We start from the raw sequence: 23,119 nt of genomic DNA on the forward strand, positions 1-23,119 counted from the left end.
GCTTGGAAATGGTCGAGGACGGGGTCCATGTGGGGGGAGTGGAAGGCGTGGCTGACCTTGAGGTTCTTGGTCTTGCGGCCGAGTTGCCTCCAGTGTTCGGCGATCGGTTGAACGGCGTCGGGGTCGCCTGCGATGACGATGGTGGTGGGCCCGTTGATGGCGGCGATGGAGACGCGGTCATCCAGCATGGGCAGGATCTCGTCCTCGGTCGCCTGAATCGCGGTCATGGCGCCGCCGGACGGTGCTGATTGCATGAGCTGGGCGCGTGCGGCGACCAGGGTGCAGGCGTCGTCGAGGGAGAGGACTTCGGCGCAGTGGGCGGCGGCGATTTCGCCGATGGAGTGCCCGGTGAGGTGGGTGGGGGTCAGTCCCCAGGAGGTGTAGAGCCGGTAGAGCGCGACTTCCAGGGCGAACAATGCCGGTTGGGTATGCAGCGTCTGGTCGAGAGTCCCGTCTTCGTCGGTGAAGATGATGTCTCGCAGCGACGGGTCGAAGTGCGTCAGGATCTCGTCGAAGGCGTCGGCGAACACCGGATACGCGGCATGCAGCTCGCGCCCCATTCCGGCCCGCTGCGACCCCTGACCGGTGAACAGGAACGCCAGCCCGCCGCCCGCGCTCCCCGCGACCACTCCGGGATGCGCCTCACCGGCCCCCAGCGCCGCCAGCCCCGCCAGCAGTTCCTCCCGTCCGGTCCCCACGATCGCGGCCCGGTGATCGAACAGGACCCGGGACCGGGTCAGCGTGTGCGCCACGTCCCCGGCCGCGAGGCCCGGATCGTCCGCCACGCGCCGGTGCAGCCGCCGCGCCTGCTCGGCCACGGCCTCCGGCGACCGCGCCGACAGCGCCCACACCTCCGGCCCCGGCGAGTCGGCCAGAGGCACCGGCATCGGCACCGGCACCGGCACCGTCTCGGGCTCCGGTTCCGCCTCCTCCAGGACCACGTGCGCGTTCGTTCCGCTGATCCCGAACGACGACACCGCCGCCCGGCGCGGGCCGTCGCCGCGCTCCCACTCCTGGGCCCGCGTCAGCAGCTCGACCGCGCCCGCCTCCCAGTCGACGTGCGGTGTCGGCTCGTCCGCGTGCAGCGTCCGGGGCAGGATCCCGTGCCGCATCGCCATCACCATCTTGATGATCCCGGCGACCCCGGCCGCCGCCTGGGCGTGCCCGATGTTCGACTTCAGCGACCCGAGCCACAGCGGGCGCCCCTCCGGCCGCTGCTTGCCGTAGGTGGCCAGCAGCGCCTGCGCCTCGATCGGGTCGCCGAGCGTCGTGCCCGTCCCGTGCGCCTCGACCGCGTCCACGTCGGACGGGGCCAGCCCGGCGTCGGCGAGCGCCTGACCGATCATCCGCTGCTGCGAAGGGCCGTTCGGCGCGGTCAGCCCATTGCTCGCGCCGTCCTGGTTGATCGCGCTGCCCCGCACGACGGCCAGCACCCGGTGCCCGTTGCGCCGCGCGTCCGACAGCCGTTCCAGCAGGAGGAGCCCGGCGCCCTCGCTCCAGCCCGCGCCGTCGGCGCCCGCGCCGAACGACTTGCACCGGCCGTCGGGGGCCAGCCCGCGCTGCCTGCTGAACTCGACGAACGGCGCGGGCGTCGCCATGACCGTCACCCCGCCCGCGAGCGCCAGCGCGCACTCGCCCCGCCGCAGCGCCTGCGCCGCCAGATGCAGCGCGACCAGCGACGACGAGCAGGCGGTGTCGACCGTCACGGCGGGGCCCTCGAACCCGAAGGTGTAGCTGACCCGGCCGGACGCGACGCTCCCCGCGCTCCCGTTGCCCAGGTACGCCTCGAACCCCTCCGGTGCGTCCCGCAGCCGCCACCGGTAGTCGTTGTACATGACGCCCGCGAACACCCCGGTGCTGCTGCCGCGCAGGGACGTCATGCCGATCCCCGCCCGCTCGACCGCCTCCCAGGCGGTCTCCAGCAGCAGCCGCTGCTGCGGGTCGGTCGCGAGGGCCTCGCGCGGCGAGATCCCGAAGAACTCGGCGTCGAAGTCGGCCGCGTCGTGCAGGAACCCGCCCTCCCGCGCGTAGGAGTGGCCCTCGTTGTCGGGATCCGGGTCGTAGAGTGCCGCCAGGTCCCAGCCGCGGTCGTCCGGGAACGGCGTGATCGCGTCCCGTCCCGCAGCGACGAGGTCCCACAGCTCTTCCGGCGACCGCACGCCGCCGGGGAACCGGCAGCCCATCCCGATGATGGCGATCGGCTCGTCCGCGACCGCCGCGGCCCGCGCGGGCCCGGCCTCCACCGGCTCGCCGGTGACCAGGTCGACCAGCCGCGCGGCGAGCGCCTTGAGCGTCGGGTAGTCGAACAGCAGCGTCGACGGCAGCCGCAGCCCGGTGGCGGCGGCGAGCCGGTTGCGCAGCTCGACGGCCGTCAGCGAGTCCAGCCCCAGCTCGCGGAACGCCCGCTCGGGGTCGACGGTCGCGGTGCCGGCGTGTCCGAGCACCAGCGCGACCTGCATCCTGACCAGGTCGAGGACGGCCTCGTCGCGGTGCTCGGCGGGCATCCGGGCGATCCGCCCGGCCCAGCCCTCGCTTCCGGCCGCGGCGACCGCCCGCCGCACCGGGGCCCGCACCAGCCCGCGCAGCAGCGGCGGCGGCGAGTTCCGGACGGCGGCGAGGTCCAGCCGGGCGGGCAGCACCAGCGCCCGGTCCGACATGAGCGCCGCGTCCAGCAGCGCCAGCCCCTCGCCGGTGGCGAGCGGGAGCACCCCGCCGCGCCGCAGCCGCGCGTGGTCGGCCGCGTCCAGGTCGGAGGTCATCCCGCTGCCCTCGGCCCATAGCCCCCAGGCCAGCGACACCGCGGGCAGCCCGTGTGCGCGGCGGTGCGCGGCCAGCCCGTCCAGGAAGGCGTTGGCGGCCGCGTAGTTGCCCTGCCCGGCGTTGCCGAGCACCCCGGCGACGGAGGAGAACAGCACGAAGTGCGCGAGGTCCCCGGCCAGCTCGTGCAGGTGCCAGGCGGCGTCGGCCTTCGGCCGCAGCACCGCCTCGACCTGCGCGGGCGTCAGGCCCTCGATGGTGGCGTCGGCGAGCACTCCGGCCGCGTGGAACACCGCCGAGACGGTCCGCCGGGCGAGCAGCGCGGCGACCTCGTCCCGGTCGGCGACGTCGCAGGCGACGATCTCCGCGTCGGCGCCGAGCGCGGCGAGCTCCTCCCGCAGGCCGGAGGCGCCGGGCGCGTCCGGCCCGCGCCTGCTGGTCAGCAGCAGGCGCCGCACGCCGTGGACGGTCGCCAGGTGCCGGGCCAGCAGCCGGCCGAGCGTCCCGGTGCCGCCCGTGACCAGCACGAGGCCGTCCGGGTCGAACTCCGCGCGGTCCGCTGCGGGCTCCCGCCGCAGGCGCGGGACCAGCGCCTTGCCGTCGCGGACGGCGAGCTGGGGTTCCCCGGTGGCCAGGGCGGCGGCCAGCGTCCGCGGATCGTCGTCGTCGAGGTCGAGCAGCGTCAGCCGGTCCGGGTGCTCGGTCTGCGCGGTGCGCAGCAGCCCCCACACGGCGGCGTTGCGCAGGTCGGTGACGTCCGCGCCGGGCAGGGCGGCGACGGCCCCCCGGGTGACGGCCACCAGCCGCGTCCCCCGCTCGTCGGCCAGCCAGGCGCGCAGCCGGGCCAGGACGTCCTGGACGGCGTCCCGGGCGGCGGACGGCAGGTCCGCGGTGCCGGTCCCGGGGGCCAGCGGGAGGATCAGCGTCTCGGCGGCGTCGTCCGCCGCGAAGTCGCCGGGCCCCCCGCCCAGGACCGTCCAGCCGCCGGGCTCCGCGTCGGGCAGCGGGACCGGGGTCCACTCCACGGTGTGCAGGTCGGTGGCGGCGGTCACGGCCGCGGGGACGGCGCGCAGCGTCAGCTCCGCCACGGACGCGACCGGCATCCCGGTCCCGTCGGCGACGTCGAGCGCGTAGCCGCCCCGCCCCGTCGCGGTCAGCGCGATCCGCAGCTCGGTCGCGCCCGTCGCCAGCAGCCGCACGCCCGACCACGAGAACGGCAGCGCCGTCTCGGTGGAGCCGTCCCGCAGCGGGGCCAGCACGGCGGGGTGCAGCGCGGCGTCGAGCAGCGCGGGGTGCAGCCGGTAGCCGGCCGGGTCGGCTCCGTCGGGCAGGGCCGCCTCGGCGAACAGGTCGGCGCCGCGCCGCCACAGCGCCCGCAGCCCCTGGAACACCGGGCCGTAGCCGTAGCCGTGGTCGGCCAGCAGCTCGTAGGCGTCGTCCAGGCCGACCGCGACCGCGCCCGGCGGCGGCCAGGCCGTCAGCTCCGCCGCGCCGGGCCCCGGCGCCGACGCGCTGAGGGAGCCGGTGGCGTGCCGCGTCCACGGGGCGTCGGGGCCGGGACGGGAGTGGAAGGCCAGCGGCCGCGCGGACTCGCCGGGGGAGACCTCGATCTGGACGTCGGCCGCGCCGCCCGCCGGGATCGCCAGCGGAACCTCCAGGACCAGGTCGTCGAGCAGGTCGAGGCCGGCGTGGTCGCCCGCCAGGAGCGCCAGTTCCACGAACGCGGTGGCCGGCAGCAGCGGGGTGCCCGCCACCGCGTGGTCGGCCAGCCACGGGTGGGTGCGGTGGGACAGCCGCCCGGTGAGCAGCACCGTGCCGTCCTCGGCGGTGGTGAGGGAGGCGCCCACCAGCGGATGCGGGACGGGCGTCAGCCCCAGCCCGGCCGGGTCCGAGCGGTCCGCCGGGGCGTCGAGCCAGTAGCGCTGCCGGTCGAAGGGGTAGGTCGGCGCGTCGGCGGACGGCGGCGGGAGGGCGGGCAGCCGCCAGTCGACCTCGATCCCCGCGGCGAACGCCTCGGCGAGCGCCAGCGGGAACCGGTCGCCCCGGTCGCGGCGCAGCGTGCCGAACACGGCGGCGGGCAGGTCCTCCAAGGTCTGCTGGACGCCGATGGTCAGCACCGGATGCGGGCTGCTCTCGACGTAGAAGCGGTGGCCCTCGGCGTGCAGCAGCTCGACGGTCTCGTGCAGCCGCACCGGCTGCCGCAGGTTCGTGTACCAGTACTCGCCGGTCAGCTCGGTGGTGTCGAGCCGGGCGGCGGCCACGGTGGAGTAGAAGTCCACCTCGGACGGGCGGGGCGCGATGCCGGCGAGCGCGGAGAGCAGGTCGTCGCGCAGCGGCTCGACGTGCGGGCAGTGCGAGGCGTAGTCGACGGGCACGCGCCGCGCCCGGATGTCGCGTGCCGTGAACTCCGCGATCAGCGCGTCGATCGCCTCGGGCGTGCCGGACACGGTCGTGGAGGCCGTCCCGTTCACCGCCGCGACGTGCACGTCCGGCCCGAGCCGCCCGTCCAGCTCGGCGGCGGGAAGCGGGACCGACGCCATCGCGCCCGTCCCGGCGAGCCGGATCAGCGCCTGGGCGCGCAGGATCACGACCTTCGCGGCGTCCTCCAGGCCGAGGGCCCCGGCGCAGTAGGCGGCGGCGATCTCGCCCTGGGAGTGGCCGACCACGGCGTCCGGCAGGACCCCGTGGTGCCGCCACATCTCGGCGAGCCCGGTCATGACCGCGAACAGCACCGGCTGGATCACCTCGACGCGCTCCAGCGCCTCAGGGTCGGGGTCGGCGAGCAGCCCTACCAGATCCCAGTCCGTCCACGCCGCGAACGCCTCGGCGCACGCCCCGATGTGGGCGGCGAACACCGGATCGCGCTCCAGCAGGTACCGCCCCATCTCCGGCCACTGCGACCCCTGCCCGGGGAACACGAAGACGGTCTTGCCGGTGCGCGCGGCCCCGGTCACCAGGTCGCCGTGCGGCTCGCCCTGGGCCAGCGCCCGCACCGCGTCCGAGGTCAGCGCGACCGCCCGGTGCGGCAGCCGCGCCCGGCCGAGCAGCGTCCGCGCGACCTCGCTCCCGGCCCCTTCGGGGAAGGCGTCGAGCAGCCGTCCCGCCATGGCGGGCAGCGCCCCTTCGGTCCGCGCCGACAGCACCACAGGGACCGGCCCGTGCTGCGGGCCGTCTTCCGACCTGTCCTGCGGCGGCGCCGCGGCGGGCGCGGGCGGCTCTTCGAGGATCAGGTGCGCGTTGGTGCCGCTGATCCCGAAGGACGACACGGCGGCGCGGCGAGGCCGCTCCGCGCCGCTCCAGTCGCGCTCCTCGGTCAGCAGCGCGAGGCGTCCCGACGACCAGTCGATGTGCGGGCTGGGCGTCTCGGCGTGCAGGGTGCGCGGAAGCACGCCGTGCCGCAGCGCCATCACCATCTTGATGACGCCGCCGACCCCCGCCGCCGCCTGGGCGTGGCCGAGGTTCGACTTCAGCGAGCCCAGCCACAGCGGACGCTCCGCCGGACGGTCGCCGTAGGCCGCGATCAGCGCCCCCGCCTCGATCGGGTCGCCCAGCGCCGTGCCGGTCCCGTGCGCCTCGACCGCGTCGACGTCGGCGGGCGACAGCCGCGCGCCCGCGAGCGCCTGCCGGATCACCCGCTCCTGGGACGGCCCGTTGGGCGCGGTCAGCCCGTTGCTCGCGCCGTCCTGGTTCACCGCCGAGCCGCGGATCACCGCCAGCACCCGGTGGCCGTTCGCGACCGCGTCCGACAGCCGCTCCAGCAGCACCAGGCCCGCGCCCTCGGCCCAGCCGGTGCCGTCCGCCCCCGCCCCGAACGCCTTGCAGCGGCCGTCGGGCGACAGCCCGCGCTGGCGGGCGAACTCCACGAACATGCCGGGCGACGCCATCACGGCCGCGCCGCCCGCCAGCGCCAGCCCGCACTCGCCCTGGCGCAGCGCCTGCGCCGCCAGGTGCATCGCCACCAGCGACGACGAGCAGGCCGTGTCGACGGTCACCGCCGGGCCCTCGAAGCCGTAGGTGTAGGAGATCCGGCCGGACGCCACGCTGACCGTGCTGCCCGTCAGCAGGTAGCCGTCCAGCCCGTCGGCGGCCTCGTGCAGCCGCGGCCCGTACTCCGGGGCCATCGCGCCGACGAACACCCCTACCGGGCCCGCGGCGCGGTAGGGGTCGAGCCCGGCGTGCTCGAACGCCTCCCACGAGGTCTCCAGCAGCAGCCGCTGCTGCGGATCCATCGCGGTGGCCTCGCGCGGGGAGATCCCGAAGAAGCCGGGGTCGAACCGGGTCGCGTCGCCGAGGAAGCCGCCGCTGCGGGTGTAGGTGTGACCGCCGCGCGCCGGGTCGGGGTCGTAGAGGCCGGCGAGGTCCCAGCCCCGGTCCTCGGGGAACCCGGTGATCGCGTCCCGGCCCTCGGCGACCAGCCGCCACAGGTCCTCCGGCGAGGCGACCCCGCCCGGGTAGCGGCAGGCCATCCCGACCACCGCGATCGGCTCGTCGTGCGCCACGGCCGCGACCACCCGCTCCACGGCGGGCCCGCCGCCGAGCGCCGAGCGCAGGTGCCGGACGAGCGCGTCCGGGGTCGGGTGGTCGAACAGCAGCCCGGGCGGCAGGTCGAGCCCGGTGGCCGCGCTCAGCCGGTCCCGCAGCTCGACCGTCAGCGCCGAGTCGAACCCCAGGTCCTTGAACGTCATGCCCTGGTCGACGGCCTCGGCCGTCACGTGGCCGAGCGTGACCGCCGCGTTCACCCGGACGAGGTCGTGCAGCGCGTTCTCCAGCTCGCGCGGCTGGAGACCGTCCCACGGCGAGGCCGCGCCGGACTCGTCCGCAGGCTCGTCCGCGGGCGCGTCCGGCTCCTCCGCGGGGTCGCTCGCGCGCGGAGGCGCCTCCGGCGCGTCCTCGGGGCGGGCGGTCGTGCCGTCGAGCCAGTGGCGGCGGCGCTGGAAGGCGTAGGTGGGCAGCGGAACGCGGGTGCCCTCCAGCCGCCAGTCCACCGGCAGGCCCCGGACGTGCGCCTCGGCCAGCGCGACCGGCATCCGGTCGCCGGCATCGCGGCGGAGGGTGCCGAGCACCGCGACGGGACGTCCCTCCAAGGTCTGCTGGATGCCCAGCGCCAGCAGCGGGTGCGGGCTCGCCTCGACGAAGAAGGCGTGCCCGTCCTCGTGCAGCAGCTCGACGGTCTCCTGCAACCGGATCGGCCGGCGCAGGTTGCCGTACCAGTACTCGCCGGTCAGCTCGGCGGTGTCGAGCCGGGCGGCGGTGACGGTGGAGTAGAAGGCCACCTCGGACGGCCGGGGCGCGATGCCGTCGAGGACGGCGAGCAGGTCGTCGTGCAGCGGCTCGATGTGCGGGCTGTGCGAGGCGTAGTCGATGGGGACCCGCCGCGCCCGCACCCCCCGCGCCTGGAGCTCGTCCAGCAGCGCCTCGATCGGGCCGGTGTCGCCGGACAGCACCGTCGAGGACGGCCCGTTGACGGCCGCGAGGTGCATCCCGGGCCCGATCAGCTTCCGCGCCTCGTCCACGGGCAGCGGCAGCGACATCATCGCCCCGGTCCCCGCGAGCCCGCGCACCGCCCGGCCGCGCAGCACGACGATCCGGGCGGCGTCGTCCAGGCTCAGCGCGCCAGCGCAGTACGCGGCGGCGATCTCGCCCTGGGAGTGCCCGACCACCGCGTCCGGCGCGATCCCGTGGTGCCGCCACAGCTCCGCCAGCCCGGTCATGACGGCGAACAGCAGGGGCTGCACCACGTCGTCCCGCCCGAGCATCGCCGGGTCGGCCTCGCGCAGCGCCGCGACCGGGTCCTGGTCCACCAGCGGGCCGAACGCGTCCGCGCAGGCCCGCAGATGCGCGGCGAACACCGGCTCGTGCTCCAGCAGATGCCGGCCCATCCCCGCCCACTGCGACCCCTGCCCGGGGAACACGAAGACGCGCTTGCCCTCGATCACGCTCCCGGTGACCAGCCCCGGATGCGGCTTCCCGTCCGCGAGGGCCTTCAACGCCCCCGCCTGGTCGTCCCCGGCCAGCACGACGCCGCGCCGCTCCAGCGCCGACCGCCCCTTGGCCAGGGTGTACGCCACGTCGCCCGCGTCCAGCCCGGGACGCTGCGCCAGGTGTCGCCGCAGGTTGCGGGCCTGCGCCCGTAGCGCCGCCTCCGTCCGTCCCGACACAGGCCAGGGCGCGTCGGACGCGCCGGACGCGCCGTTCCGCTCCCGGACGGCGGCGGGCGGCGGCTCCTCGACGATCAGATGGCAGTTGGTGCCGCCCATCCCGAACGAGGAGACGCCCGCGAGGAGACGGCCCGGCCGCCACGGCGTCGCGGCGGTCTGGACCGACAGGTTCCAGCCCGCGAAGTCGATGTCGGGGTTGGGGGTCGCGAAGTTGAGGCTGGGCGGCAGCTCGCGGCGGCTGATCGCCAGCGCCGTCTTGAGGAGGCCGACGACGCCCGCCGCGCCCTCCAGGTGGCCGACGTTGGTCTTGGCCGAGCCGACCAGCAGCGGGGCGGCCCGGTCCGGCCCGTAGACCGCGCCCAGCGCGGCCGCCTCGATCGGGTCGCCGACGCGGGTCCCGGTGCCGTGCAGCTCGACGTACTGGACCTCGCGCGGCTCGACCCCGGCCCGCTCGCAGGCCCGGCGCAGGACGTCCGCCTGGGCGGCGGCGCTGGGCGTGGTCAGCCCGCCGGTCGCGCCGTCGTTGTTGACCGCGCCGCCGCGGATCACGCAGTAGACGTGGTCGCCGTCGGCCAGCGCCCGGCCCAGCGGCTTCAGCACGACCGCCCCGCCGCCCTCACCGCGCACGTAGCCGTTGGCGCGGGCGTCGAAGGTGTAGGCGACCCCGTCCGGCGACAGCCCGCCGAACCGGGTGAGGCCGACGGTGCTGTCCGGCGCGAGGATCAGGTTCACCCCTCCGGCGATCGCCAGGTCCGACTCGCCGTCCCGCAGGCTCTCGCAGGCCAGTTGCACCGCGACCAGCGCGGACGACTGCGCGGCGTCGACCGTCAGGCTCGGGCCGCGCAGCCCCAGCGTGTAGGAGACCCGGTTGGCGATGATCCCCCGGCTCAGCCCGGTCACGGTGTGCGCGGTGGCCGCCTCGGGGCCCTGCCGGACGGCCAGCGTCGCGTAGTCGGACGCGATGGCCCCGACGAAGACCCCGGTCCTGCCGCCGCGCAGCGCCGACGCCGCGATCCCCGCGTCCTCCAGGCACTCCCAGGCCAGCTCCAGCATCAGCCGCTGCTGGGGGTCCATCCGCGCCGCCTCGCGCGGCGCGATCCCGAAGAACCCCGCGTCGAAGGCGTCCACCCGGTCGAGGAACCCGCCCTGCGCGGGACCCCCGGGCAGCGGTCCCGCCCAGCGGTCCGTGGGGAGGTCCCCGATGCCGCTGCCGCCCCGGCGCAGCAGTTCCCAGAACGCACGGGGGTCAGGGGCCTGCGGGAGGCGGCAGGACAGTCCGACGACGGCGACGGCCTCTACGGGCATGGATTCCGGCATGCCCCCAGCATTCGCCGCCCGCCTAAGCGGCCCCTTGCCGACCGCTAAAGCGGGAACTAGGCCGGGAAAAGGACGGACGACAGGCTGACGAGGAACTCGGCCGGCCGCTCGTGCGGGAAGAAGTGCCCGCCCGGCAGCACGTGGACCCGGCTGCCCGCCGAGGTGTGCTGCGACCAGCCCTCGCCGGCCGAAGGCGGCATCAGCGGGTCGTCCGCGCCCGCGAAGACCTCGATCGGGACGGGCAGCCGCCAGTCCGGCGGCGGCACGCGGTGGCTCTCGCAGACGCGCAGGTCGTCGCGGATCTGGGCGAGGGCGGGCCGCATCCAGGCGGGGTAGCGCAGGATCGTCTCCGACATCCCGCCGACCGACACCAGGAACCGCGCCAGCTCCTCGTCCGGCAGCTCCAGCGCCCAGGAGATCGGCGCGGGCCTGTGCGGCGGCGGGTACCCGCCGACCACCAGCCGGTAGGGCGGGACGGCCCCGCGCGCCACCCGGCGGGAGGCCAGCCGGTAGGCGACGATCGCCCCCATGCTGTGCCCGAGGAACGCGTGCGGCGTCTCCTCCAGGTACGGCGCGAGCTCGCGGTCCAGCTCCTCGACCAGCGCCCCGATCTCGGTGAACCGGGGCTCGGCGGCCCGCCGCTCCCGTCCGGGCAGCTGGACGGGCGCCACGCTCACCTTCGGCCCCAGCGCCCGCTGCAACCCGCTGAACGACGACGCCGACCCGCCGGCGTGGTGGAAGCAGAACAGCCTCGTCCCGGCGGACTCCTCCAGCGTGTAGGGCAGGTAGGCGGTCGCGGCGGCGGGCCGGGCCGGGCTCGGTGCGGCCCTCATGGCAGCAGGGCGGTGAAGGAGGCGGCGAGGCCGGCGTGGGCGAGCATCGTGCCGTGGTCGACGTCGATCCCGATCTCCTCGGCGACGGTGACCTCGCCGCCCAGGCCCGAGGCGCGCATCGCGTTGAGGCCGCTGAGCGGGCTGGCGGAGCTGAAGGCGATGGCCTTGCGCCACTCCGGCAGCGGGTCGATCCGGCCGGCGGCGGCGAGGTAGCCCAGGAAGGACTCGAAGACCTCGAACAGCTCCTCGCGGCGGGCCTCGTCCAGCCCGGCCTTGGTCAGCGCGGGCTCGCCCGTCTCGCGGGCCAGGGCGATGAGGGCGTCCTTGAGGGCGCCGACCTCGGGGTCGCGGTCGTGCAGGCGCTGCCCCGCGGCGCGGGCCTCGGCGATCTCGTCGGCGGACAGCACCGCCGACATGAAGCCCATCACCTTGTGGTACTGCCACATCAGGGTCTGCGCGGTCGACAGCTCCGGGTCGAACAGGATCAGCCGGGGCTCGGTGTCCTGGACGGCGCGGATCCGCTCGGCCAGCGCCGCCGCGTAGACCGCGCCCGCGCAGAACCCGGTGAGCGCCCGGACGGGCCGCCGCCCGGCCTCGATCGGGGCTGCCCAGTGCTCGATGTAGTCGTCCGGGCCGAGCGTCCCGCCGGGCGGCGGGACGCTCTCCCAGACCGTGTGGCCGGGCCCCATGTGGGCGACCAGATCTGAAAAGCGCGCCTCCGGCCGTCCGGTGGTGTCGAAATCGACGGCCAGGATAATTCCCGCCGAATTCTCGGACTCCGCCAATGTCTTCCATGCCGCTGAAATGCTCACTCGTCACTCCCGGGAGTCGGGTCGACCGATCTTCCGTAAAAGCGTAAAGCGCGGCCCGGCGCGCGAGGCACCCCTATCGGACGCCTTAGGGGGTGTGCGCGACGCTTAGGGGTAGGCGTGTTTTCCGCGCGCTCGTATCGTCCGCAGGAGCATGTGCGTCTTGTATCTGGAGGGAGGAACCCAATGGAGAGCCCCACGAAGACGATCACCCGCTCCACTGGTGATCTTTCGGTTGCCACGCGTAAAGAAGTGTCGCTCTGGCTGCTGGAAAGGCTGGTCCCGGAAAGCGCCTCGAACAATCTCGTCCTGGCGTTCCAGGCCGAGGGCGTCCTGGACTCCGGCGCGCTCAGCGACGCCCTGGCGGTCCTGCTGCGCCGCCACGAGGTCCTGCGCACGGTCTACTTCGCCACCGGCGCCGAGCTGGTCAAGGGCGTCGTCCCGCCGGACGGCTTCCGGATCGAGGTGGAGGACTTCCCCGACTTCGCCCCGCCCGCCGCGGAGATCGGGACGGCGCTGCGCCCGTTCGTCACCCGCCCCTTCGTCTTCGACGGCCGCCCGCTCGTCCGCGCCGGGCTGTTCCACCACCCCGGCGGCGACGTGCTCTGCCTGACCTTCCACCACCTGGTCTACGACATCATCTCCGGGACCCTCCTGCTGGAGGAGTTCGTCGCCGCCTACGACGCCTGCGCGGCGGGCGAGCCCGTCCCCGCCCACCTGCTGGAGACCGTCCCGGCCTTCCACGAGCCCGACCCGCCCGAGGAGAGCCTGGCGTTCTGGCGCGAGCGGCTCGGCGACTTCGACCCGGGCACCCACGACCTGTGGTGCGGCGCCCCCGAGGGGACCGGCCCGGCCACGCTGCGCGGCGACCAGGTCGGGCACGAGCTGTCGGAGGACGCCGTGCGGGCCGTCCAGCGGCTGCGGCGGGAGGTGCGCGCGCCGGAGTCGGTCGTCCTGCTCGCCGCGTTCGACCTGCTGCTCGCCGCGCACGGCGCGGGACCCGACATCACCGTCGGCTCGCCGGTGAGCGTCCGGCCGAAGGACGCGCCGCGCATCGTCGGCCACCACACCAACGTGCTGCCGGTGCGGGTGCTCGTCGACCCGGCCGAGGGGTTCGGGGCGCTGGCCAGGCGCGCCCGCGACGCCTACTTCGCCGCGCTCGGCCACGCCGGGGTGACCGTCGACAGCATCTCCGAGCTGGTCCCGCGCGCCGACTCCAGCTGGCGCAACCGCCTGTGCCGCCACCTGTTCAACTACTTCCCCGAGCTGGAGCTGGGGGAGTTCGCCCTTGACGGGACGCCCGCCCGCCCGGTCGTGGTGGAGAACGGCTACAGCAAGTTCGACCTGGAGTTCTTCGTGGCGTCCTCGCCCGGCCGGCTGTGGATCAACGCCAGGTACGGCCTGGACGCGCTGGCCGAGGACGACGTCCGGGCGCTGCTGCTCCGCTACGACGCCCTGCTGGTGGCCGTCGCGGACGACGTGGACCGGCCGACCGGCGAGCTGCTCGCCTGGAGCGAGGAGGACCGCGCCGTCATCGAGGCGGCCAACGCCACCGCGCGCCGCCACGACCCCGCCGACGTCCCGAGCGCGGTGTACGGCCACGCCCGCGCCACCCCGGACGCGGTCGCCGTCCAGCACGAGGACCGCCTGGTCACCTACCGGCGGTTGTGGGACTCGGCGGTCGCCGCCCGTGACACGCTGCGCGCCACGGGCGTCGGCCCCGGGGACACCGTCGCCATCGCCGCCTCGCGCGGCCCCGAGCTGGTCGCCTCGGTGCTCGGCACCTGGCTGGCCGGCGCCGCCTACCTGCCCATCGACCCCGAGCACCCCGCCCGGCGCGTCGCCTACCTGCTGGCCGACTCCGGCGCCGGCGTCGTCCTCACCGACCGCGACCCGGCGGCGTTCACCGCCCCCGGGGTCGCCGTGCTGCCCCTGCCGCCGCTCACCGACGGCCCGCCCGAGGACGGCCCGCCCGCAGGCGCCGAGGTTGCCGTCGACCCCGGGCACCCCGCCTACCTGATCTACACCTCGGGCTCCACCGGACGGCCCAAGGGCGCGACGATCCCGCACCGCGCGATCTCCAACATCGCCGCCGACTACACCGAGCGCCTGCGCGCCACCCCCCAGGACGCCACCCTCTGGATGACGACGTTCGCCTTCGACATGGCCAACCTGGAGCACTACGTCCCGCTGTACTCCGGCGGCCGGATCGTCATCGCCCCCGATGAGGCCCGCGTCGACGGCCGGGTGCTCCGCGACCTGATCGAGCGGTTCGACCCGGGCATCGTCCAGGCCACCCCCACCACCTGGCGGCTCGTCCTGGACGAGGTCGAGGGCCTGCTCGCGGGCCGCAGGGTCGTCATCGGCGCCGAGCCGGTGCCGGTGCCGCTGGCCAAGCGGCTGCTGGAGACCGGCTGCGAGGTCCACCACGCCTACGGCCCGACCGAGACCACCACCTGGTGCACCTGGGGCGTCCTGCCCGCCGACCTCGGCGAGCGGCTCGACATCGGCGGCCCGATCGCCAACACCCGCATGATGGTCGTCGCCCCGGACGGGCGCGAGCTGCCCGTGGGGGTCCGCGGCGAGGTGTGGATCGCCGGCGACGGCGTCGCGCTCGGCTACCACGGCCGCCCCGACCTCAACGCCGAGCGGTTCGGCGACCATCCGGTGCACGGCCGGTACTACCGCAGCGGCGACGTCGGCCGCTGGCTGCCGGACGGCACCCTGGAGCTGTTCGGCCGCGCCGACCGGCAGGTCAAGCTGCGCGGCAACCGGATCGAGCTCGGCGAGATCGAGGCCGCGCTGCTCGGGCACCCGAAGGTCAAGGGCGCGGCCGCCGTCGTGGTCGGCGACCGCAGCGCCGACGGCAGGCTCGTCGCCTTCGTCGAGTCCGCCGAGGACGACCTGGTCGACGAGCTGTGGGAGTTCGCCCGCGCCGAGCTGCCGCGCGCCGCGATCCCGCAGGACTTCATCGTCGTCGAGTCCTTCCCGACCAACGCCAACGAGAAGGTCGACTACCCCGAGCTCGACCGCCTCGCCGCCGAGCGCCGCGCCGCCGCCCGGGGCCCGGCGGCGGGGGGCGGCACCGACGACGCCCTGGTGGACGCGTTCATCGAGCTGTGGGGCGAGCTGCTCGGCCGCGACGACATCACCGCCGACAGCAACTTCTTCACCCACGGCGGCCACTCCCTGCTCGGCGCCAAGCTCCTCCAGAGCCTTGAGGAGACCCGCGGGCTGACCGTCAAGCTCGCCGACCTGTTCGCCGCCCCCACCCCCGGCGCCCTGGCCGCCCACGTCCGGGCGTCCTGACCGGCTCAGCGCCCGCGAACGGCGAGTGCCCGCCCCCTTCTCCCGGGGCGGGCACTCGCCGTTCGCGGGCCGGGTCAGGCCACGCAGAGTTCCAGGACGCGCTCGTCGGCCTGGAGGACCGCACGGTGCAGATCCTGGAGCTGCGCGCACGGCTCCAGGCCCAGCTCGTCGATGAGCGTGGTGCGCGCCCACTGGTAGACCTTGAGCGCGTCGGCGCGCCGCTCGGAGCGGCACAGCGCCAGCATCAGCTGCCGGTAGAACGCCTCGCGCAGCGGGTTCTCCGTCGTCAGCGTGAAGAGCGTGCCGATCAGCTCGCGGTGGTGGCCGAGCTGGAGCCGGCAGTCGACCAGCATCTCCGTGCACTCCATCCGGACCTCCGACAGCCGCGTGACGAAGCTGCGCAGGATCGGCCCGGTGCCGATGTCGCCGAGCACCGGGCCGTGCCACAGGGCCAGCCCCGCGTCGAAGAGCTCGGCGGCCTCGGCGTGCCGTCCCTCCCGCATCCGGGCCCTGCCGAGGTCGGTGAGCTCCAGGAACGCCTGGTAGTCCAGGCTGTCGGAGCCGCGGCGCAGCACATAGCCGGGGGAGCGGGTCTCGATCGGCCCGTCCGCCCGGCCCGGGCGGTGCAGGAACTTGCGGAGCTCGGACACGTAGACGTGCAGGCCGGCGGTGGCCCGGCGGGGCAGCCGCTCGCCCCAGATCTCCCCCATCAGCTGGTCGGTCGTCACGACGTGGTCCGCGCGGACGAGCAGGGTGGCGAGGAGCACCTCGATCTTCGGTGCGCTGATCGATGATCTGCGGTCGTCGTCGACGACGCGCAGCGTTCCCAAAAGCTCGTACTTCACTGCTCCTCCGATGTCCCGCTGGATGAGTAGGCGATTCCCTTGAGGGCCGCCGAGATCTCGCCGAGCACCGCGTCCCGGTGCGGGTCGATGAAGAAATGCCCGCCGGAGAAGACGCGGAGGCGGAATTCGCCGGCGGTGTGGTCCCGCCACGCCGCGGCCTCCTCGCGGGTGGTGTGGTGGTCGGCGTCCCCGGTCAGCATCGTGATCGGGCATTTCAGCACGGCGTCCGGCACGGGCGGGTGGTTCTCGATCAGCCGGTAGTCGTCGCGGACCGGCGGCAGGATCATGGCCAGCATGTCCTCGTCGCGCAGGCCGCGCGGGTCGGAGCCGCCGGAGGCCAGCAGCTCCTCGACGATGCCCGCGTCGCCCCGCAGGTGGACGTCGCCGCCGCGCAGCCGCGACGGCGCCGGGTAGCCCGAGGCGACCAGGTGGGCGGGCCCGCCGCCGGTCCTGTCCTCGAACCGCCTGGCCACCTCGAAGGCCAGCACCGACCCCATGCTGTGGCCGAAGAACGCGAACGTCCCGCCCGCCAGCCCCTCCAGCGCGGCGAAGACCTGGTCGGCCAGCTCGGCGACGCTCCCGGGGCGGGGGTCCGCCCTGCGGTCCTGGCGGCCCGGGTACTGGAGCGCGAGCGTCTCGATTCCGGGGGCGAGCGCCTGCGACCATGGAAAGAAATAGGACGCGGAACCACCCGCATGCGGAAAGCAGACAAGCCGCAGTTCGCTCTCCGCCGATGGATGGAACACGCGGACCCATGATTCTGGACCTCTGAACGGGGCCATCTACCTGCCCTTCTGGGATTCCGGCATTGAGCCGGAGTCTAGGCAGCGCCTTCTGCCCCGGGTAACCCCGACCGCGCCCCTACAAAAGGCCCGGCCCCCTATCCAAGCCGGGCATTAGCCGGGGTTTAGGACCCCTATCGATGATGGCCCCATGACCGGAACCGCAGGGATCGGCACGGCGGTCGCGGACGACCTGCCGCAGCTCACCAAGGAGGGCGTCGAGGACGCCCGCAGGCGGCTCGCCGAGCGTCTCGTCACGACCCCGGTGGTCCGCTGCGAGGCGCTGGACGGGCTGGCCGGGACCCGGCTGTGGCTGAAGGCGGAGAACCTTCAGCTCGGCGGGTCGTTCAAGATGCGCGGCGCGCTCCTGGCCGTCGCCCGGCTGGCCGGGGACGGAAGCCGGGGCGTGGTCGCGCAGAGCACCGGCAACCACGCGATCGCCGTGGCCCGCGCCGCGCGGGAGTACGGGCTGCCCGCCGTGCTCGTGCTGCCCGTAGACGCCGCCCCCACCAAGATCGCGGCGATCCGGGCCGCCGGCGCCGAGGTCGTCCTCGCCGGGACGGCGCTCGCCGAGCGGACGGCGCTCGTCGAGCAGGTGCGGACGGCCCGGGGCTTCGACCTCATCGACCCCTATCTCGACCCCGATGTCGTCGCCGGGCAGGGGTCGGCCACCGCGGAGCTGATCCGCCAGGCGCGGGCCGAGGGCACGGCGCTGGACGCGGTGGTGGTCCCGGTCGGCGGGGGCAGCGCCGTCGCCGGGGCCTGCCTGGCCGCCAGGGGCCACGGCATCCGGGTGATCGCCGCGGAGCCGCTGGCGGTGCCCGCGCTCGGCGCGGCGCTGCGGGCGGGCCGGCCGGTGACCGTCCCGGTGGGGACGACCATCGCCGACGGCCTGCGCCCCGACCGGATCAGCACGCTGGCGTTCGAACTGGCCCGCGACGAGGTCGCCCAGGTCGTGACCGTGCCGGAGGCGGCGATCGCCGAGGCCCTGTGCCTGGCGCTCGTCCACGCCCGGCTGCTCGTCGAGCCCGCCGCCGCCACCGCGCTCGCCGCCGCGCTCCGGCTGCCCGCGCCGCGCCCCGCCGCGGTGGGCGTCCTGCTCAGCGGCGGCAACGTCGAGCCCGGCCTGGTCGCCTCGCTGCTGGCCGGGCACCTCCAGGGAGAGGAATCCCGATGACCGCCCGCCCCATCGCCCGCGAACGCCGGCACACGCTGCACTTCCTGGAGGAGATCCGGGCCGTGTCCCCGGTCTTCCTGGGCACGGAGATCGACATGAGCGCGATCGAGGAGCACCGGCTGTCGGTCCGGCGCTTCTCGGTGGTGACGTACGTGCTGTACGCGGCCGCCCGGGTGCTGGCCGCCCACCCCGAGGCCAACGCCGCCATCGCCGGGAGGGCGCGGCCGAAGGTCGCGCGGTACCCGGCGGTCAACGGCAAGTTCACCCTCGACCGGCACCTGAACGGGCGGCGGATCGTCCTGTCGGCCGTCCTGCCCGACCTCCAGACGGCGACGCTGGAGGAGATCCAGGAGCGGATCGAGCACTTCCGCGACGGCGACCCGGCGCTGATGCCGGAGTTCGCCGCGGCCCGGCTGCTGCACCGGCTGCCGTGGCCGGTCGGCGGGCTGCTGTTCCGGCTGGGCGTCCGCCCGCTGGGCCGCCGGTCCGAGGCGTTCGGGACGTTCGCGGTGACCTCGCTCGGCCACCGGCCGGTCGACGGGTTCTACTCCATCGGCGGCACCACGATCACGCTCGGCATCGGCCGGATCGCCGACCGCCCCGTGGCGCGGGACGGGCAGGTGGAGATCGCCCCGGTCATGCGGCTGTCGCTCACCTTCGACCACCGGGTGATCGACGGCGCCGAGGCCGCCGACGTGCTCGCCGACCTCAAGGAAGCCCTGGAGAAGTTCGCATGAACGACGTCGCGGAGCTCAAGCGGTACGCCATCGTCCACGCCCGGGGGCTGGAGATCTCCGGCTACGGGCGGCTGCTCGACCGGATCACCGAGGACGGCGCGGGCCCCGGCTCGTGGGCGGGGGAGTGGAGCGCGGAGGGCGACCGGCTCGCCGCCGCCGGCCGGGACCTGGAGGCCAGCAGGCACTACCTGATGGCGCGGTTCCCGTTCGTCGACGGGCCCGCGCGGCAGGCGGCCTACGACAAGTCCCTGGAGACGTTCCAGCGGTGGAGCGCCGGCAAGGGCATCACCAAGGAGCACATCGAGGTCGACGGCACACGGCTCGGCATCTGGCAGACCGGCCTCTCCGCGGCCAAGCCCCGGCCGCTGCTGCTGGTGACGGGCGGGTTCATCACGCTGAAGGAGCAGTGGGCGCCCGCGCTGCCGATCTTCGCCCGGCTGGGCATGGCGGCGGTCGCGCTGGAGATGCCCGGCGTGGGGGAGAACCCGCTCGCCTACGACGGCGACAGCTGGCGGTTCCTGTCCGGGGTGATCGACGCGATCGGCGGGCGGGCGGACGCTTCGCGGACCTACGCGCTGGCGATGAGCTTCGCCGGGCACCAGGCGCTGCGCTGCGCGATGGACGACCCCCGGATCAGGGGCGTGCTCACCGTCGGCGCGCCGGTCACGGACTTCTTCACCGACCAGGTCTGGCAGAAGGACCTGCCGCGGATCACCGTCGACACCCTCGCCCACCTCAGCGGGACGGACCTCGACGGGCTGCGGTCCTGGGCGCTGCCCGCCGGGCGGCTGGCCGGGCTGGACGTCCCGGTCGCCTACGTGGCGAGCCGGCGCGACGAGATCATCCCGCCCGCCGACCCGCTGCGCCTCCGCGAGCACGTCCGCGACCTGCGGCTCCTGGAGCACGACGACGTCCACGGCTCGCCCGCCCACGTCGAGGAGACCAAGCTCTGGCTCGGCCTGGAGCTGCTGCGCATGCGCGGGGCGCGCGGCCCGATGCCGGCGCTGCTGAACCTCATGCTGGCGGTGGAGCGGACCAAGGCCAGACTCCTTCGCGCACGCAGAGCAAAATAGCAGTCATTGTAAATTAGCAATGACTGCTGCTAGCGTGGGCCGCAGGAGGGACGACATGACTGATGAGATCAAGGCCGAAGGGCTCCGCAAGCGCTTCGGATCGACCCAGGCCCTCGACGGGGTCGACCTCGTCGCGCGCCGGGGCACGGTGCTCGGCGTGCTCGGCCCGAACGGGGCGGGCAAGACCACCGCCGTCCGCGTGCTGAGCACCCTGCTCAAGCCCGACGAGGGCACCGCGGAGATCTGCGGGTTCGACGTGGTCCGCGAGGCCGCGAAGGTGCGCGAGCGCATCGGCCTGACCGGGCAGTACGCCTCGGTGGACGAGGAACTGACCGGCCTGGAGAACCTGGTGATGATCGCCCGGCTCCAGGGCTACGGCCGCGCCGAGTCGCGGCGGCGCTCGCGCGAGATGCTGGGCCGCTTCTCGCTGACGGACGCGGCGGGCCGGCCGGCCCGCTCCTACTCCGGCGGGATGCGGCGCAGGCTCGACCTCGCCGCCAGCCTGATCACCCACCCGGAGGTGATCTTCCTGGACGAGCCGACGACCGGGCTCGACCCGCGGGCCCGCAACGAGGTCTGGGCGACCGTCCGGGAACTGGTCCGCGACGGGGCGACCGTGCTGCTCACCACCCAGTACCTCGAAGAGGCCGACGCCCTGGCCGACCGGATCGCCGTGATCGACCGGGGCACGGTCGTGGCCGAGGGGACCTCGGAGGAGCTCAAGGCGCGGATCGGCAGCCAGACCCTGGCCGTGCGCCCCGTCGACCGCCTCCGCGTCACCGAGGTGGCCGCGATCGTCGCCCGGCTCACCGGCGCCGGTCCCGAGGTCGACGCCGACACCGGCCTGGTCACCGCCTCGGTCACCGACCCGGCCCTGCTGTCGGCGCTGGTCCGCCACCTGGACGCCGCCGGCGTGGTCGCCGCGGAGCTGACCCTGCGCCTGCCCAGCCTCGACGAGGTCTTCCTGACCCTCACCGGCCACCGCGCGGAGGGCCGGCACCCCGATCTCGAAGGGAGCGTCGCATGACCGCCCTGACCGCGGCCCCGGCCGTCCGCCGCAAGCCCGGCCGCACCCCCGCCGGCACCGTCCGCAGCGGGATGACGCTCGCCTGGCGCAACGTCCTCCAACTCAAGCACTCCCCGCAGAAGCTCGTCGAGGTGACGCTCCTGCCGATCGTCTTCCTCGTGCTGTTCCTCTACGTCTTCGGCGGCGCGCTGGCCGGGGACACCTCGTCCTATCTCCAGTTGCTGCTCCCCGGCCTCATCGCCCAGATGGCCATGTTCGCCACGATGGGGCTCGGCGCGTCCATGAACGAGGACATCCACCGGGGCGTCTTCGACCGCTTCCGCACCATGCCGATCGCCCGCTCGGCCCCGCTGCTCGGCGCCGTCCTGGGCGACACGGTCCGCTTCTGCATCACGATGTCGGTGCTGACGTCGCTGGGCGCGGCCCTCGGCTTCCGCTTCCACAACGACTTGCTGTCGATCCTGGCCGCCTACGGCCTGGCCTACCTCTACTACCTGTCGATCAGCTGGTTCTCCCTGCTGGTCGGCCTCATGGCCCCCTCGCCGGACGCCGTCCAGGGCTTCACCTTCATGTGGTCGATGCCGCTGACGTTCGGCAGCAGCGTCTTCATGGCCGACACGTCGAGCATGCCGGGCTGGCTCCGGTCCTGGGTCGACATCAACCCCATCAGCCAGCTCGCCGACGCCATCCGTGCCCTCACGCTCGGCACGCCGGCGGGCAACCACATCTGGTTCTCCCTGCTGTGGGCGGCCGCCATCGCCCTCGTCGCGTTCCCGCTGGCCCTCGTGGCCTACAACCGCCGCCTCTGACGCCCGCACCGCTCGCCGCCGGACCATGATCTCTTGAGTGTGGCGTGCCGCCGGGCCGGGTATGCCGACGCCGCGATGGGGCCAGGACGGCACCTCGGCGCGAGGGAGCGGGTGACCGGTGAGCGGGCAGTGGGCGGCCGCCGCCACGGAGGCGGACCTCGGCGCGGCGCGCATGCAGATGGCGCTGTCGCTCGGCTGGCACATCGTGCTGGCCTGCTTCGGCGTCGGGATGCCGGCCATCACGCTCATCGCCGAATGGCGCGGCCACCGGACCGGCGACGCCGCCTACCGGCTGCTCGCCCGGCGCTGGGCGCGGGCGATGGGCGTGCTGTTCGCGGTCGGCGCGGTGTCCGGGACGATCCTGTCCTTCGAGATGGGGCTGCTCTGGCCGGGCCTGATGGGCACCTACGGGCAGGTCATCGGGCTGCCGTTCTCGCTGGAGGGCATCGCGTTCTTCATCGAGGCCATCTTCCTCGGCCTTTACCTGTACGCGTGGGACCGGATGCCGCCCGTCCAGCACATGCTGTCCGGCGTCCCGATCGTGCTGGCGGGGGTCGCGAGCGCGTTCTTCGTCGTGACCGCCAACGCGTGGATGCAGCAGCCCACCGGCTTCGACACCGAGCACGGGCGGATCGTGCGGGTGCGGCCGTGGGAGGCGATGTTCAACCCCGCCACCCCGTCCCAGACCGTCCACATGATCCTGGCCGCGTTCATGGTCGCCGGGTTCGGGATGGCCTCGGTGTACGCGGTGGCGATGCTGCGGGGACGCCGCGACCGCTACCACCGGCTGGGCTTCCTGCTGCCCTTCACCGTCGCCGCCGTCATCGCGCCCGCGCAGGTCGTCGTCGGCGACTGGGCGGCGCACTTCGTCGCCGACAACCAGCCGGTCAAGCTGGCCGCGATGGAGGGCGTGTACGAGACCGAGAGCGGCGTCCCGCTGCACGTGGGCGGCGTCGCGGTCGACGGCGAGCTGCGGTACGCGGTGGAGATCCCCGACGGGCTGTCGCTGCTGGCGCACTGGGACCCGAAGGCCGCGATCGCCGGGCTGGACGAGGTGCCGGAGCGCGACCGCCCGCCGGTCAACGCCGTCCACCTGGCGTTCCAGGCGATGGTCGGGCTCGGCTTCGCGATGCTGGCGCTGGGGGCCTGGCTGGGCCTGGCCTGGTGGCGCCGCCGCGACCTGCCGCGCACGCCGTGGTTCCTCCGCGCCGCGTCCCTGGCGGGGGTGGCGGCGGTGGTGGCGCTGGAGTCGGGCTGGGTGGTCACCGAGGTCGGCCGGCAGCCGTGGATCGTGTACGGGGTGCTGCGCACGTCCGACGCGGTCAACCCGGCGCCCGGGCTGGTGTGGGGGTTCGCGCTCGTCGCCGCCGTGTACGCGCTGCTCACCGGCGCGTCCGTGTACGTGCTGCGCCGCATGGCCCGCGACAAGCCCGTCCCGGTCGCGCCGCAGGAACGCGACGTCACGTCCTTCAAGGTGGTCTGACCC

General features: G+C 74.8%; 12 protein-coding genes. 7 read left to right on the forward strand and 5 right to left on the reverse strand.

The window, feature by feature from the left end; genetic code table 11:
- From E1298_RS49335 to E1298_RS07235, 3 genes are all read right to left on the reverse strand, one after another.
- On the reverse strand, window positions 1-10,232 hold a 10,232-nt coding region (locus E1298_RS49335; protein WP_131890219.1), incomplete at its 3' end, for a type I polyketide synthase.
- 56 nt (window positions 10,233-10,288) lie between these two features.
- Complete coding sequence (locus E1298_RS07230; RefSeq protein WP_131890221.1) at window positions 10,289-11,065, reverse strand: thioesterase II family protein; 777 nt, start codon at window positions 11,063-11,065, stop codon at window positions 10,289-10,291.
- Entirely contained in the window at window positions 11,062-11,877 is an 816-nt protein-coding gene (locus tag E1298_RS07235) for a hypothetical protein (RefSeq protein ID WP_131890223.1), read from the reverse strand. The genes E1298_RS07230 and E1298_RS07235 overlap by 4 nt, the downstream gene beginning before the upstream one ends.
- A 183-nt stretch (window positions 11,878-12,060) precedes the next feature.
- Here E1298_RS07235 and E1298_RS07240 point away from each other — a divergent pair, with 183 nt between their 5' ends.
- Complete coding sequence (locus E1298_RS07240; protein ID WP_131890225.1) at window positions 12,061-15,183, forward strand: non-ribosomal peptide synthetase; 3,123 nt, start codon at window positions 12,061-12,063, stop codon at window positions 15,181-15,183.
- A gap of 74 nt (window positions 15,184-15,257) precedes the next feature.
- Here E1298_RS07240 and E1298_RS07245 read toward each other — a convergent pair whose 3' ends face one another.
- Window positions 15,258-16,028 (reverse strand): AfsR/SARP family transcriptional regulator, encoded by a 771-nt coding sequence (locus tag E1298_RS07245; RefSeq protein ID WP_131890227.1) that lies wholly within the window; start codon window positions 16,026-16,028, stop codon window positions 15,258-15,260.
- Window positions 16,025-16,774, reverse strand: a complete 750-nt coding sequence (locus tag E1298_RS07250; RefSeq protein WP_207944490.1) for a thioesterase II family protein — start codon at window positions 16,772-16,774, stop codon at window positions 16,025-16,027. The genes E1298_RS07245 and E1298_RS07250 overlap by 4 nt, the downstream gene beginning before the upstream one ends.
- A gap of 187 nt (window positions 16,775-16,961) precedes the next feature.
- On the opposite strand from E1298_RS07250, the gene E1298_RS07255 reads away from it, so the two are divergent.
- The 6 genes from E1298_RS07255 to E1298_RS07280 all read left to right on the forward strand — a co-directional run bounded on the left by E1298_RS07255 (window position 16,962) and on the right by E1298_RS07280 (window position 23,116).
- Window positions 16,962-17,987 (forward strand): threonine ammonia-lyase, encoded by a 1,026-nt coding sequence (locus E1298_RS07255; RefSeq protein WP_131890231.1) that lies wholly within the window; start codon window positions 16,962-16,964, stop codon window positions 17,985-17,987.
- On the forward strand, window positions 17,984-18,724 hold the full coding sequence (locus tag E1298_RS51140) for a 2-oxo acid dehydrogenase subunit E2 (protein ID WP_131890233.1): 741 nt from the start codon (window positions 17,984-17,986) through the stop codon (window positions 18,722-18,724). The genes E1298_RS07255 and E1298_RS51140 overlap by 4 nt, the downstream gene beginning before the upstream one ends.
- The gene (locus E1298_RS07265; protein WP_131890235.1) at window positions 18,721-19,797 is read left to right on the forward strand and encodes an alpha/beta hydrolase; all 1,077 of its coding nucleotides are present in this window, start codon (window positions 18,721-18,723) and stop codon (window positions 19,795-19,797) included. Before E1298_RS51140 ends, E1298_RS07265 begins: the two co-directional genes overlap by 4 nt.
- A 55-nt stretch (window positions 19,798-19,852) precedes the next feature.
- Complete coding sequence (locus tag E1298_RS07270; RefSeq protein WP_131890237.1) at window positions 19,853-20,824, forward strand: ATP-binding cassette domain-containing protein; 972 nt, start codon at window positions 19,853-19,855, stop codon at window positions 20,822-20,824.
- Window positions 20,821-21,633 carry an ABC transporter permease gene (locus E1298_RS07275; RefSeq protein ID WP_131890239.1) on the forward strand — a complete coding sequence of 271 codons (813 nt, stop codon included), beginning with the start codon at window positions 20,821-20,823 and terminating at the stop codon, window positions 21,631-21,633. The genes E1298_RS07270 and E1298_RS07275 overlap by 4 nt, the downstream gene beginning before the upstream one ends.
- A 118-nt stretch (window positions 21,634-21,751) precedes the next feature.
- Window positions 21,752-23,116: a cytochrome ubiquinol oxidase subunit I gene (locus E1298_RS07280; RefSeq protein ID WP_243725429.1), complete on the forward strand. Its 1,365-nt coding sequence runs from the start codon at window positions 21,752-21,754 to the stop codon at window positions 23,114-23,116.
- Window positions 23,117-23,119 lie beyond the last annotated feature (3 nt).

It is taken from the genome of Actinomadura rubrisoli (genome assembly GCF_004349215.1).
Taxonomy (GTDB): domain Bacteria; phylum Actinomycetota; class Actinomycetes; order Streptosporangiales; family Streptosporangiaceae; genus Spirillospora; species Spirillospora rubrisoli.

Bases quoted from the DNA above. Each gene is read 5' to 3' on its own strand.
- E1298_RS07230 (WP_131890221.1), bottom strand. From the start codon at position 11,065: ATGAGGGCCGCACCGAGCCCGGCCCGGCCCGCCGCCGCGACCGCCTAC.
- E1298_RS07240 (WP_131890225.1), top strand. From the start codon at position 12,061: ATGGAGAGCCCCACGAAGACGATCACCCGCTCCACTGGTGATCTTTCG.
- E1298_RS07255 (WP_131890231.1), top strand. From the start codon at position 16,962: ATGACCGGAACCGCAGGGATCGGCACGGCGGTCGCGGACGACCTGCCG.
- E1298_RS51140 (WP_131890233.1), top strand. From the start codon at position 17,984: ATGACCGCCCGCCCCATCGCCCGCGAACGCCGGCACACGCTGCACTTC.
- E1298_RS07265 (WP_131890235.1), top strand. From the start codon at position 18,721: ATGAACGACGTCGCGGAGCTCAAGCGGTACGCCATCGTCCACGCCCGG.
- E1298_RS07270 (WP_131890237.1), top strand. From the start codon at position 19,853: ATGACTGATGAGATCAAGGCCGAAGGGCTCCGCAAGCGCTTCGGATCG.
- E1298_RS07275 (WP_131890239.1), top strand. From the start codon at position 20,821: ATGACCGCCCTGACCGCGGCCCCGGCCGTCCGCCGCAAGCCCGGCCGC.